This is a genomic window from Halotalea alkalilenta DSM 17697 (genome assembly GCF_000621205.1).
Lineage (GTDB): Bacteria > Pseudomonadota > Gammaproteobacteria > Pseudomonadales > Halomonadaceae > Halotalea > Halotalea alkalilenta.
Genome location: NZ_KK211227.1, coordinates 40,131 through 53,470, shown reverse-complemented (window position 1 = coordinate 53,470; position 13,340 = coordinate 40,131). Strand labels below are relative to the sequence as shown.

Genomic DNA, 13,340 nt, shown 5'->3' with positions numbered 1-13,340 from the left:
CGACATGACTGCAGCAGTCGAACTGCGCGACATCACCGTGGCGGTGGCGCGCGCGCCAGGCAAGCCTTTCACCATCGAGTCGGCACGCATCCGCGCCCCGCGGGCGGACGAGGTGCTGGTGCGGATAGTCGCCACCGGGCTCTGCCATACCGATCTGATCGTGCGTGACCAGTACTATCCGGTGCCGTTGCCGGCGGTGCTGGGGCATGAAGGGGCGGGCGTGGTCGAGGCGCTGGGACCGGAGGTCGAGGGTCTCGAGGTAGGCGACCATGTGGTTCTCACCTACGGCGCCTGTGGCCACTGCAACTTCTGCGCCAGCGGTCACGAGGCCTACTGCAACGACTTCTTCGGGCTGAATTTCGGCGGCGGCGATGCGCACGGCCACACCGCGCTGCAGACTCCGGCCGGCGAGCCGCTGCACGATCACTTCTTCGCCCAGTCCTCGTTCGCGACCTACGCGGTCGCACGTGAGAGAAATGCGATCAAAGTGCCGGCCGACGCCCCGTTGGAACTGCTCGGTCCACTCGGCTGCGGTATCCAGACCGGCGCCGGCGCGGTGATCAACTCGCTGAAAGTGCGCCCGGGCAGCAGCTTCGCAAGCTACGGCGCCGGCGCGGTCGGTCTGAGCGCGGTGATGGCCGCGCGCGTGGCCGGGGCGACCACCATCGTTGCGATCGACGTGGTGCCATCGCGATTGGAGCTGGCCAGGGAGCTTGGCGCCACCCACACGGTCAACAGTCGCGAGGTGGACGTGATCGAGGCGGTGCGCGCGATCACCGGCGGCGCCGACTTCGCGCTCGAATCGACCGGTCGCCCGGAGGTGCTCGCCGCTGGTATCGAGGCGCTGGGCAGTCTGGGTACCATCGGCGTGGTCGGTGCGCCCAAGCTTGGCACCAAAGCCGAGTTCGACGTCAATGGGCTGCTGTTGGGCGGGCGCAGTATCCGCGGTATCGTCGAGGGCGATAGCGTGCCGCGGGTATTCATTCCGCAGTTGGTCCAGCTTTTCCAGCAGGGCCGTTTCCCTTTCGATAGATTGGTGAAATTCTATCCGCTGGAGCAGATCAACCAGGCCGCGCAGGATAGCGTCGAGGGCGTCACGCTCAAGCCGATCATCAAGATATCGGACTGAAGGCTTTCGTCATCGAAGCGCTGGGCGCATCGTCGACGAGGGTTCCATGGCAACGGAAGCATTGTGTTCGCAACGACTCAAACAGGCTCGCGTACGCTTCGCTGAGGGCGAAGCGTTGCCGGCGCAGCTGCTGCCGGATGCGGTGGCGCGCTCGTGGGATCGCTCGCGCAAGGCGGGGATCTCACCCTGGAGTTCGCCCGACTACAAGGCGCTCAAGCCGCGGGACAACCCCCGCGCGCACCCGGACGATCGCCGTCTCATTCAGTGCGTACGCGCAGAGATGGAGCAATTGTGGGCCGCCTTTGGCGGCCCTCACTGGACCGTCTTCTGCGTCAATCCGCGCGGTATGATCGTTCATCAATACAAGGGGCGGGACGTTCCCGCGCTGCTGCGGCCGATCCAGGTCGGTCGGCGCATCCAGGAAATGGACGTCGGTACCACGGCGCCGAGCTGCGTATTGGCCGAGAACCAGCCGATCGTACTGCGTGGTAGCCAGCACTACCTGAGCGAATTCGATACGGTGTTCTGCCTCTCGGTGCCATTGCATGGGCTCGAAGGCGAGCTGATCGGAGCGCTGGATATCACCGGGGTCGGGGAGCGGGATCCCGAGCTCCTGCTGGCGCATTTTCGCCGAGCGGCACTGGCCACGGAAAACCGCCTGATCGCTGGTCTGCGTGATTGCCATATCGTGCGGCTACGTCATGACCCTCGCTGGACGGAATCCCCCCTGCAAGGGCTGCTGGCCGTCGATGGCGATGGTCAGCTTCGCGCGGCCAATCGGATCGCGCGTCGTGCGCTGGGCCTGCCGATAGCGGGAGCGATGCCGGTTTTGCACGTAGGCGAGCTGTTCGCCGCCGCCCGGCCCGCCCAGCGGCGGCGGTTGTTGAAGCCAGGAGCCGCCCAGCGCCTGCCCTTGGTCGACGGCACGGCGGTGTTCGTCGATCTCGTGCGCGGGGCGAGCCGTCCTCAGCCTGCCGTGCGATCAGCGCCGCGCCAGCCGGATTTGCGCGAGCAGACGCTGCAGACGGTGGCGAGGCGGCTTCGCGCCTATGGCGGCAACGTTTCTGCCACGGCGCGCGAGCTCGGTATCTCTCGCACTACGCTTTACAAGAAAATACGTGCGCTGCCCGACGATGACGAGCTGACCTGATCGGCGGGCAGGCCGGGTGGTCTCTTCGCGAGTCGCCAGGCGTTTCGGTTCGACCGCCAGGCTGAACGGGCGACGATTCGTAGCCGAGAGCGGGGCGGGCCGGTACAATCCCCAATCTCACAGCCAAGCCCGATGAGGCCACTTCAGCCTCGTTTCCAAGGGCACGTACGAATCAAGTCCGAGGCGTAATGTCTGATTCAATGCAAGCCCAGCAAGCGGGGCTTAGACGTACCTTTGCCATCATCTCCCACCCTGACGCTGGTAAGACCACGTTGACCGAAAAGCTCTTGCTGTTCGGTAACGCGATCCAGGTCGCCGGTGCGGTCAAGAGCAAGCGCGAGGCGCGCCACGCCACCTCCGACTGGATGAAGATGGAGCAGGAGCGCGGCATCTCGGTGACCACCTCGGTGATGCAGTTCCCCTATCGCGGACGGATCGTCAACCTGCTCGACACCCCCGGCCACGAGGACTTCTCCGAGGATACCTATCGGACCCTGACCGCGGTCGACTCCGCCCTGATGGTGGTCGACTGCGCCAAGGGCGTCGAGGAGCGCACGATCAAGCTGATGGAGGTATGTCGGCTGCGCGACACGCCGATCCTCACCTTCATCAACAAGATGGATCGTGAGACCCGCGACCCGGTGGAGGTGATGGACGAGATCGAGACCGTCCTCGGCATCCAGTGCGCGCCGGTGACCTGGCCGATCGGCATGGGCAAGGCATTCAAGGGCGTCTACCACCTGCTCGAGGATCGCCTTTATTTCTACAAGTCCGGGCAGGGTCACCGGATCCCTGACGACGTCCACATCGATGGACTCGACAGTGCCGAGGTCGACTCGGTGCTTGGCGCCCTGGTCGCTTCAGAGCTGCGCGAGGAGATCGAGCTGGTGCGCGGGGCGTCGCACGAGTTCGACCTCGACGCCTACCGGCGTGGTGAGCTGACCCCGGTGTTCTTCGGCACGGCGATGGGCAACTTCGGTGTGCGTGAGATGCTCGATGGTTTCGTCGAGTACGCGCCGCCGCCGCAGACCTACCAGACCGATCAGCGTGCGGTGACGCCCGAGGATGAGCGTTTCACCGGCTTCGTGTTCAAGATCCAGGCCAACATGGACCCGCGCCATCGTGATCGGGTGGCGTTTCTCAGGGTCTGTTCGGGCAGCTACGAGAAGAACATGAAGATGCACCACGTAAGGCTCGGCAAGGAGGTCAAGATCGCCGATGCGCTGACCTTCATGGCGGCCGACCGCAGCCAGGTCGATGAAGCCTGGCCGGGTGACATCATCGGGCTTCACAACCACGGCACGATCCAGATCGGCGATACCTTCACCGCGGGCGAGGTGATGCGCTTCACTGGCATTCCCCACTTCGCCCCGGAGCTCTTCCGGCGGGTACGGCTGAAGGATCCGCTCAAGGCCAAGGCGCTGCAGAAAGGGCTCCAGCAGCTCTCCGAGGAGGGCGCTACGCAGGTATTCATGCCGATCAACAACAACGATCTGATCGTCGGCGCGGTGGGTATGCTGCAGTTCGATGTGGTCGCCCATCGGCTGCATGACGAATACAAAGTCGACTGCCTGTACGAAGCGGTCAACGTCCAGACCGCGCGCTGGCTGCACGGCGACGAGCGCAAGCTCGACGAGCTCAAGCGCAAGTCGACCGAGAACCTGGCCATCGACGGCGGAGGCTTTCTCACTTATCTGGCGCCGACCCGGGTCAACCTGCAATTGATGCAGGAGCGCTGGCCCGAGATCGAGTTCCGCGCCACCCGCGAACACTGAACGCAAGCCGGCTTCGGGGCGTGCGTTCCAAGCGCGGACGTACCGTTTCCAGCCGGCCTCACTCCCTAGCGATGGAAACGAAAGGCGACTAAGGTCAAGACGTTGCCGCGCGAGGGCGGTGAACCAACAAGACTGAGGCACCCGGCTCTTTTGGGCGCCGAGATAGATAACATTCAAGGAGTCAGGCGAAGATGGCAGGCTTTCTCAAGGATTTTCGCGATTTCGCGGTCAAGGGCAATGTGGTCGACATGGCGATCGGGATCATCATCGGGGCGGCGTTCACCTCGATCGTCAATAGTCTGGTCCGGGACGTATTCACCCCGATACTCGGTCTGGTCACCGGGGGGCTCAACTTCACCGACCTATTCGTCACCCTGCGCGACGGCGCCACTGCGGGCCCCTACGCCACGCTCGCCGATGCGCAGGCCGCCGGTGCGGTGACGATCAACTTCGGGCTGTTCCTCAACGCCACCATCTCCTTCCTGCTGGTCGCGTTGGTCTGCTTCATGCTGATTCGCAACATCACCAAGCTGCAGCGCATGACCCAGAAGGAAGAGGCGGCGGCCGCGCCGACCACCAAGGAGTGCCCGTACTGCCTCTCCAGCGTGCCGCTGAAAGCGACCCGCTGCTCGGCGTGCACTTCCCAGCTCGAGGCCGCCCAGCCAGCCAGCTGAGGCCTGCGCTTCGATGCTGATCGATGCCCATTGCCATCTTGCCGCCGCCGCGTTCGATCCGGATCGCGAGGCGGTCATCGAGGCGGCGCGGACCAATGGGGTCCGCGCTTTCGTTTCTGCCGCCACCGACCGCGCCAGCTGGGTGCCGCTGCTGGCGCTGGCGCAGCGGCACGCGGAGGTATCGGTATGCCTCGGCCTGCACCCCTGGTTCGAGCATCGATGCGAGGGCGAAGACAACGACCTGGACGCGCTCGAGCGGCTGCTCTCGACGCGGCCGGCGGGGGTCGTCGCACTCGGTGAGTGCGGGGTCGATGCGAGATCGCGCGATGATGCCCAGTGGGCGCTGTTCGAGGCACAGCTTGGGATCGCCGAGCGCCTGCGGCTGCCAGTGGTGGTGCACTGCGTTCGGCTCAATGACCAGGTCGCCCAGCGGCTCGGCCGTCATCCACGGCTGCCGGGCGGGCTGATCCACGCCTTTGCGGGCAGTCTTCAACAGGCCGAGCGCTTCCTCGACGCGGGCTTTTTGCTTGGCATCGGCGGTGCGGTGACCTTCGATCGTGCGCAGAAGCTCAAGCGCGTGGTGGCGGCACTGCCAGAGGATGGCTTCGTGCTCGAGACCGATTCTCCCGACATGCTGCCGGCGCCACTGCGCGGTCGCGAACAGCGCAACACCCCCTCCAACCTCCCGCTGGTGGCCGCCGAGGTGGCGCGACTGAGAGGTGTGGAGCCCGCCTGTCTCGGTGAAACCACCAGCGCCAATGTGCGGGCGCTGTTCCGGTCCAGGCGCTGAATGGCTGAGGTTCTTCCACGCTGGTATGGAAAGGCCGACGGCTATGGGGCGTAAGGCGATGGGGACTCGCTGTCGATTGCGATCTGGAAGTAGGCATCCTCGATCGCCACCGATAGCAGTTCATCGTGGAGGATTAGGAACAGCGCGTCGTTGGACATTGATTTTGCCTCCTGCAACGGTATCTGGAGCTTTTCCGCGACCAGGATGTCCAGTGCTTTCCTGCCCGAAAGGTTGTTGAACGGGCCGCCTCTTTGCGTTCTCACCCTGTGTGCCAGGGTCTTCATCAGGATCTCCTTGAAGACGCCGCCGAATGTGTTCGGCCCATGCATCCTCGCAGGCGAGAGCAGTCGTCTGATGATGCGGGCTCTATCCTCGGCGGACGCCGGCAAATGTTCATCTCCGGCGCCGATGGTTGCCGAGGGCATCGGATCAGTGGAGCGGGGGGCTTCGCTGGTCATGGATTAACGCTCAAGCGCAATGGTCTCGACGCACGGTGGACCGGTGCCGACCCATTCCATGGCCGGGCAGTGACTTCCAACGTTCAACGCGCGCTCGCCTGCAAGGCAGCTGAGGCTGGCCGAATCCGCTGCGGTTTAGGGCGTTGGAATTCGGCTCGTGCCCAGCGGGCTGTTCGCGGTGCGTGCAGCTTCACCATGATGAGTGAGTGACATAGTGCGTCAAAATGTAACAATTAGAAACATTCTGAGCGAAGCGGGAATAATGTCAATAATTTTTGTATGGGTATTGTTCCGGGCGCAGCCGTGCCCTTGCGATCACCCGGCCGGCTGATACGCGTAGCTCACGCCCTATTGGCCGGTCGGGAGCCCAAAGCCATGCAGCCGGGTGCATCGGGTACCCCCGGTGTTAATCCGCCGCCACCAGGGTTTCTGGATCGAGCCGTTCCACCGCGTAGGGCAACTCGAGCCGTGCGGCCTCGGCACCGCCGACGCTCAGCGCAATAGGCGCTTCTCGCAGCGTCACCACCGCGAGCATTTCGCTGCCGCCGTGTTCGTTCGGCTCCACCGCCACCACCGTGCCGACCGATTTGCCGCTCTCGCGATCGACCACCGGGTCGCCCACCGTGATCGTTGCATCGCCCTCGACCCCGAGCCGCGCCAGGCGTTTCTTCACCTGGCCGCGATAGTGGGCGCGGGCGACGACCTCCTGGCCGGTATAGCAGCCCTTCTTGAAGCTGATCCCGCCGAGGGCCTCCCAGTTGATCATCTGCGGAAGCCAAGCGTCGCTCTGGCTCGCCTCGAGCCAGGCTACACCATGGCGGATCTCCTCCAGCCACCAGCGCGACTCGATCGCTCGGGTAGCCGCCTCGGCGCCGCTTGGCGCGGTGCCCAGCGCCAGAATCCGTCCTTCCCCAGGGGCGCGAATCAGCCAGCGCTGGTCGTCGCGCTGTACCTCGCCGGTCCGGCGCGGCAGCGTTGCGACCTCAAGCCATTCGTTGATGCGCTTGTCTTCCCCGGCGAGCCCGTAGAGACCGATGTCGTCACGCTGGCGAATCTCGGTCTTGAAGAACACCGCGTACTTGGCCAGGTGCGCGCGCAGCGTCTCGCTCAGGGTAGTGTGGGTGATCAGCCAGTAGCGCTCGGCTTCGGCGCGCAGCAGCTGGACGTTGGCGATGACTCGTCCCTTGGGTGTGCAGAACACGCCATAAGGAGCGAAGCGATCGTCCGCGTGGCCCACTTGGGCACTGATCTGGCCCTGGAGGAAGCGCTCGGCGTCCTTGCCCGCCACCTCGACCACGGCCAGCCGTGAGAGATGGACGTTCAAGGGGGCAGGGGCGCCGAGGATGAAATCGCTCATGGCGGGTGGATCTCCGCTGGGCTCGCGTGCTGGACGCGAGTGGAAAGTGGTTCGACACAGCAGCTGTGACCTGCTGCCGGGGGCGTCCGTTCATTCGGGTCAATATCCGGGTTGACGGTGCGTTTTTCAATCGCAGGGCTCGGGGGCGGGGGCTAGAATGGTGGCGCCAATCGAATCATCAACCGCTTGATCAAGGAGTCATCCATGGCCGTCTCTCTCAATCTCGAGGGCCTCAAGAGCGTCGAGGACGTCAATCGTCTCACCACCGCGCTGATCGAACTCGATGGCGTCGACAACGTCGAAGTCGCGCGCGAGTGGGCCGAGGTGGAAGGGCAGGTCAATCGCGGCCAGTTGGTCAAGGCGGTGGAGCGCGCCGGTTTCAAGGTCAAGGGCTGAACATTTGCCGGGCAGCGGTGACGCTCGCCCTTGCAACGTAACCTTTCTGGCCATATATACAGTGATCGCGTCCTTTCAGCGTCACCCCAGGAGCCAGGTGCCATGAGCAAGCCGTTTCGCATCGAATCCCGCTACCAACCCGCTGGCGACCAGCCTGCTGCGATCGATTCGCTGGTGGCCGGCCTCGAGGCGGGGCTGGCGCATCAGACCCTGCTCGGGGTGACCGGCTCGGGCAAGACCTTCACCATGGCCAACGTGGTCGAGCGGCTGCAGCGCCCGACCATCGTGCTGGCGCCGAACAAGACCCTGGCGGCGCAGCTCTACGGCGAGTTCAAGGCGTTCTTCCCCGACAACGCGATCGAGTATTTCGTTTCCTACTACGACTACTACCAGCCGGAGGCCTACGTTCCCTCGTCGGATACGTTCATCGAGAAGGACGCCTCGATCAACGACCATATCGAACAGATGCGGCTGTCGGCGACCAAGGCGCTGCTCGAGCGGCGCGATGCGCTGATCGTGGTCTCGGTATCGGCGATCTACGGCTTGGGTGATCCCGAGCAGTACATGAAGATGCGAATGCACTTCAACCGTGGCGAGCTGATCGACCAGCGCTCCTTCCTGCGCCGGCTCGCCGAGCTGCAGTACACCCGAAACGACGCCGATTTCCGCCGCGGTACCTATCGCGTGCGCGGAGACGTGATCGACGTCTTCCCGGCCGATGCCGAGGACGAGGCGGTGCGCATCGAACTCTTCGATGACGAGATCGATACGATCAGCCTGTTCGACCCCTTGACCGGCGAGGTGCGCGGCAAGGTGCCACGGATGACGATCTATCCGAAATCGCACTACGTCACCCCCCGCGAGACCATTCTCGGTGCGATCGAGTCGATCAAGGCCGAACTCAAGGAGCGCCTCGACTACCTGCGCAGGAACGACAAGCTGGTCGAGGCGCAGCGCCTCGAACAGCGTACCCTCTACGACATCGAGATGATGCTCGAACTCGGCTACTGCAACGGGATCGAGAACTACTCGCGCTATCTCTCCGGGCGCGCGCCTGGGCAGGCGCCGCCGACCTTCTTCGACTACCTGCCGGACGACGCCCTGTTGTTCATCGATGAGTCCCACGTCAGCGTGCCGCAGGTCGGTGGCATGTATCGCGGCGACCGTTCGCGCAAGGAGACCCTGGTCGAGTATGGCTTCCGCCTGCCGTCGGCGCTCGACAACCGGCCGATGACCTTCGAGGAGTGGGAGGGCATCGTGCCGCAGACGGTGTTCGTCTCGGCGACGCCGGGTAACTACGAGGAAGAGCACGCGGGCCAGGTGGTCGAGCAGGTGGTGCGCCCCACAGGGCTGCTCGATCCGGTGGTGGAGGTGCGTCCGGCCTCGACCCAGGTCGACGACCTGCTCTCCGAGATTCGCCTGCGCGTCGAGGTCGGCGAGCGGGTGCTGGTCACCACCCTGACCAAGCGCATGGCCGAGGACCTGACCGAGTACCTCGATGAGCATGGCATCCGGGTGCGCTACCTGCACTCCGATATCGATACCGTCGAGCGCGTCGAGATCATCCGCGACCTGCGTCTTGGCAAGTTCGATGTGCTGGTCGGGATCAACCTGCTGCGCGAGGGGCTCGACATTCCCGAGGTCTCGCTGGTGGCGATCCTCGATGCCGACAAGGAAGGCTTCCTGCGCGCGACCCGCTCGCTGATCCAGACCATCGGCCGCGCGGCACGCAACGCCAACGGCAAGGCGATCCTCTATGGCGACCGGATCACCGACTCGATGCGTCGGGCGATCGACGAGACCGATCGCCGGCGCGCCAAGCAGGTCGAGTTCAACGCCGAGCACGGCATCACCCCGCGTACGGTGACCAAGAGCGTCGCCGACATCATGGAGGGTGCCCAGGCGCCCGGCACGCGCCGGAGCAAGCGTCGCGATGAGCGCGGCGCGGACGCCTCCAAGGCGGGCCCCGACGACCAGGCACTGGCGCGGATGGGGCCGCAGGAGCTTGCGCGCGAGGCCGCCCGGCTCGAGGAGCAGATGCGCCTTGCCGCGCAGAACCTCGAGTTCGAGCGCGCCGCCGAGCTGCGCGATCGGCTCCACCTGCTCAACGAACGTCAGCTCGCGCTGGGCTGAGCCGGGAGATGCCCGAAGGTCCCGAGATCCGTCGGCTCGCCGATCGCCTCGACCGCCTGCTCGGCGGCCGGGTGATCGAGCGGGTCTGGTTCGCCTTTCCGCATCTGCAGGTCCAGGCCCCGCGGCTGGAAGGGCGCCGGCTCACCTCGGTATCGGGCCGGGGCAAGGCGCTGTTGAGCCGCTTCGACGAAGGCTCGGTGATCTACTCGCACAACCAGCTCTACGGTGTCTGGCGGGTCGGCCGGCGCGGCGAGGTGCCCGTCACCGCGCGTTCCCCTCGGCTGCGGCTCTCCACCGCCCGCCACGACGCCTGGCTATTCAGCGCATCGGATATTTCGCTCTGGCGAGAGGAGGAGCTGGCGCACCATCCGTTCCTCTCGCGGCTCGGTCCTGAACCGCTCGACCCGGGGGTCGACATCGCCGATGTGGTGGCTCGCCTGCGCCTGCGCGAGTTTTCGTCTCGCCAGCTCGGTGTACTGCTGCTCGACCAGGGCTTTCTCGCCGGCATCGGCAACTATCTGCGCTCGGAGGCGCTGTTCTTCGCCGGCCTCCTGCCCGAGTGGCGCCCGCGTGAGCTCGACGACGCGCAGTGCGCGGTGCTCGCCGAAAGCATCCTGAGCGTTACCCGCCGCGCCTATCGCCGCGCGGGGGTGACCAACCTCGCTGCCTGGCGCGAGCCGATGATCGCGCAGGGCCTGACCCGCAGGCACTGGCGTCATGCGGTGTTCGGCCGAGCGGGAGAGCCGTGCCACGCCTGCGGCACGTCGATCGAGCGACGTATGGTGGCCTCGCGCCGGCTTTATTTCTGCCCGCATTGCCAGCGCTAGCCGGGGCGGTGCAGGAGGGCGCGCCTGGATGTTTCGCATGGGCTGCGTTCGAGCCTGCCCAGAGCCACGACAATGGCGATAGTGGATTTATACCGTTATCTTGCTTGTCTGGGCTGAAGAACCACCCGATTGGCCGCTGTTTGCCGCCATAGCGGCGCATGGTGGGATGAATCGCAAGGAGCCCTCGGTTATCCTCTAGCTCACGCTAACCGTCTGATTCGCAGGCGTCCCTCCATTGGTCGGTCGAGGAGCTCGATGACAGCGATAATTGGCGGCACGCTGATCGTCATCATCCACGTGCTCGGGGTGTTTTCCGCCGTCACGGCACTGATGTCGAGCCGTACCTCCCAGGGTGCGATCGCCTGGATGATCTCGCTAGTCACTTTTCCCTACGTCGCGGTCCCGGCGTTCTGGATTTTCGGTCGTCCACGCTTCTACGGCTACGTCAGTGCGCGCGAAGAGCGTGACAGCGAGCTGCGCCGCGTGCTGGAGGGCTTCGGCAAGCGGATCGAGCCGTTCTTGCCGCATCTCGAGGCGCACAATGGCCGGGTGCGGGCGGTCGAGCGGCTGGCGATGATGCCGTTGACCTCGGGCAATCGCGCCGAGCTTTTGATCGATGGGCAAGCCTCGTTTAAGAGCATGTTCGATGGCCTCGCTCGTGCCACCGACTACGTGCTGATCCAGTTCTTCATCGTTCGCAACGACCGCCTGGGGCAGGAGCTCAAGCGCCGGCTGATCGCCTGCGCCGAGCGGGGCGTGCGGATCTGCTTCATCTTCGATGAGATCGGCAGCCACAAGCTTCCCGAGCGCTATCTTTCCGAGCTGCGCGATGCGGGGGTGGAAGTCACGCCGTTCGGCTCATCCAAGGGCTGGCCGCACCGTCTCCAGGTCAATTTCCGCAATCACCGCAAGGTGCTGGTGGTCGATGGCCGCGAGGGCTGGGTGGGCGGGCTCAACGTCGGCTGCGAGTATCTCGGCGAGAAGCCGAGCGTCGGTGCCTGGCGCGATACCCACCTGCGGCTCGAAGGGCCCAGCGCACTCGGGCTGCAGGAGGCGTTCTGGGAGGATTGGTACTGGGCCACCAACGAGATCCTCGCCCTGGACTGGCGCCCGCGGGCGGCCGAGGGGAGCGATCAGCACGTGGTGGTGGTGCCCTCGGGGCCGGCCGACCCGCTGGAGACCGCTGGGCTTTTGATCCAGAACGCGATCCATACCGCCAAGCGGCGCTTCTGGATCACCAGCCCCTATTTCGTGCCTGACCAAAGCGTGCAGGACGCCCTCAAGCTCGCCGCATTGCGCGGGGTCGACGTACGGATCATGATTCCGGAGCGCCCGGATCACCTGCTGGTGTATCTTTCGGCGTTCTCGTTTCTCGGCGAGATGATCCAGGCGGGGGTAGAGATCCATCGCTACCAGCCGGGGTTCCTCCATCAGAAGGTGATGCTGATCGATGATCATACCGCCGCGGTCGGCACCGTGAATCTCGACAACCGTTCGTTCCGGCTCAATTTCGAGATCACCGGATACGTCATCGACCATCGCTTCGCCGCCGAGGTCGAAGCCATGCTGGCGGAAGATTTCGCCCACTGCCGGCGGGTGTCGCTCGGTGAGATCACCCATCGACCGCTGTGGCGGAAACTGGTGTCGCGCGCGGCCTACCTGGCTTCTCCGATCCAGTGAATGGAAGCAATCGCGCCTTGCGCGCCATGACTCGAGTCGATTGAGATGAACCTAGAAACCAAGTGGCTGGAGGATTTCGTTGCGTTGGCGACCCTGCGCAGCTTCTCCGCCGCGGCGCGCAAGCGCCACGTCACCCAGCCCGCGTTCAGCCGTCGGATCCGTTCACTCGAGCAGGCCGTGGGCACCGTGCTGGTCGATCGTTCGACCACGCCGGTGAGCCTGACGCCGGAGGGGCAGCTGTTCGTGATCACCGCGCGCAACCTGGTTGAACAGCTCAGCGAGTGCCTTGGGCATCTGCGCGGCCTTGAGATGGCCAACGAAAAGCTCGATGTCGCCGCCGCCCACTCGCTGGCGCTGGCGTTCTTCCCGAAGTGGATTTCAAGGCTACAGAAGGGTGTGGGGGAGCTGCCGACTCGCCTGCTGGCGATGAACGTGGGCGATGCGATCCATCTGCTGCGTGAAGGCAACTGCGACCTGATGCTCGCCTACTACGACCCTGACGCCAACATGCAGCTCGATGACGAGGCGTTTCCGTCGTTCTCGATCGGTCAGGTCAAGCTGATGCCGGTCTCCGTGCCCGATGACGGCGGGCGGGCGCGCTTCGATCTCGACGGCGACGAAAGCTCGCTGCCGTTTCTCGCCTATACCCAGGATGCGCTGCTCGGTCGCAGCATCAAGCTGATGCTGAAGAACGATCCTCTGCGTTTGCGTCTGCGTACGGTGTATGAGACTGCGATGGCGGAGGGGCTGAAGGCGATGGCGCTGCAGGGAGCCGGGGTCGCATGGATCCCCGACTTCTGCATTCGCGAAGAGCTCGCCAACGAGCGGCTGGTGCGCGCCGGAGACGAGAGATGGGATATCCCGCTGGAGATTCGCCTCTACCGCTGTTCGCTGGTGCATAAACCGGGCGTAGAGCAGCTATGGCGGCGGTTGCAGAAGCTCCCACGGGACATGCTGAAGGCTTGATTCGA

General features: G+C 64.8%; 12 protein-coding genes. 10 read left to right on the top strand and 2 right to left on the bottom strand.

All coding sequences use genetic code 11. From position 1 onward, the window contains the following. The first annotated feature begins 4 nt into the window (after window positions 1–4). The 5 genes from Q376_RS0111300 to Q376_RS0111280 all read left to right on the top strand — a co-directional run bounded on the left by Q376_RS0111300 (window position 5) and on the right by Q376_RS0111280 (window position 5,518). On the top strand, window positions 5–1,129 hold the full coding sequence (locus tag Q376_RS0111300; protein WP_027350410.1) for an NAD(P)-dependent alcohol dehydrogenase: 1,125 nt from the start codon (window positions 5–7) through the stop codon (window positions 1,127–1,129). Window positions 1,130–1,175: 46 nt separating this feature from the next. Further along, complete coding sequence (locus tag Q376_RS0111295) at window positions 1,176–2,279, top strand: helix-turn-helix domain-containing protein (RefSeq protein ID WP_027350409.1); 1,104 nt, start codon at window positions 1,176–1,178, stop codon at window positions 2,277–2,279. Window positions 2,280–2,467: 188 nt separating this feature from the next. Beyond that, window positions 2,468–4,054, top strand: coding sequence for a peptide chain release factor 3 (locus Q376_RS0111290; RefSeq protein WP_027350408.1), 1,587 nt, complete (start codon window positions 2,468–2,470; stop codon window positions 4,052–4,054). 191 nt (window positions 4,055–4,245) lie between these two features. Continuing rightward, window positions 4,246–4,728 (top strand): large conductance mechanosensitive channel protein MscL, encoded by a 483-nt coding sequence (gene mscL, locus Q376_RS0111285; protein ID WP_027350407.1) that lies wholly within the window; start codon window positions 4,246–4,248, stop codon window positions 4,726–4,728. Window positions 4,729–4,741: 13 nt separating this feature from the next. Further along, window positions 4,742–5,518 (top strand): TatD family hydrolase, encoded by a 777-nt coding sequence (locus Q376_RS0111280; RefSeq protein ID WP_027350406.1) that lies wholly within the window; start codon window positions 4,742–4,744, stop codon window positions 5,516–5,518. 41 nt (window positions 5,519–5,559) lie between these two features. On the opposite strand, the gene Q376_RS0111275 is transcribed toward Q376_RS0111280, so the two are convergent. Together Q376_RS0111275 and ygfZ are read right to left on the bottom strand one after the other, a co-directional pair. Further along, window positions 5,560–5,976 carry a hypothetical protein gene (locus Q376_RS0111275; RefSeq protein WP_027350405.1) on the bottom strand — a complete coding sequence of 139 codons (417 nt, stop codon included), beginning with the start codon at window positions 5,974–5,976 and terminating at the stop codon, window positions 5,560–5,562. 406 nt (window positions 5,977–6,382) lie between these two features. Beyond that, entirely contained in the window at window positions 6,383–7,333 is a 951-nt protein-coding gene (gene ygfZ, locus Q376_RS0111270) for a CAF17-like 4Fe-4S cluster assembly/insertion protein YgfZ (RefSeq protein WP_043447586.1), read from the bottom strand. A 204-nt stretch (window positions 7,334–7,537) separates the two neighbouring features. Here ygfZ and Q376_RS0111265 point away from each other — a divergent pair, with 204 nt between their 5' ends. From Q376_RS0111265 to Q376_RS0111245, 5 genes are all read left to right on the top strand, one after another. Then, entirely contained in the window at window positions 7,538–7,729 is a 192-nt protein-coding gene (locus tag Q376_RS0111265; RefSeq protein ID WP_027350403.1) for a heavy-metal-associated domain-containing protein, read from the top strand. Window positions 7,730–7,831: 102 nt separating this feature from the next. Further along, a complete protein-coding gene (gene uvrB, locus Q376_RS0111260) occupies window positions 7,832–9,862 on the top strand; it encodes an excinuclease ABC subunit UvrB (RefSeq protein WP_027350402.1) in 2,031 nt (676 codons plus the stop codon). A gap of 8 nt (window positions 9,863–9,870) precedes the next feature. Further along, entirely contained in the window at window positions 9,871–10,689 is an 819-nt protein-coding gene (nei, locus tag Q376_RS0111255; protein WP_027350401.1) for an endonuclease VIII, read from the top strand. Between the two features lie 255 nt (window positions 10,690–10,944). After that, window positions 10,945–12,369: a cardiolipin synthase gene (gene cls, locus Q376_RS0111250; RefSeq protein ID WP_027350400.1), complete on the top strand. Its 1,425-nt coding sequence runs from the start codon at window positions 10,945–10,947 to the stop codon at window positions 12,367–12,369. A gap of 45 nt (window positions 12,370–12,414) precedes the next feature. Next, window positions 12,415–13,335 carry a LysR family transcriptional regulator gene (locus Q376_RS0111245; protein WP_027350399.1) on the top strand — a complete coding sequence of 307 codons (921 nt, stop codon included), beginning with the start codon at window positions 12,415–12,417 and terminating at the stop codon, window positions 13,333–13,335. Window positions 13,336–13,340 lie beyond the last annotated feature (5 nt).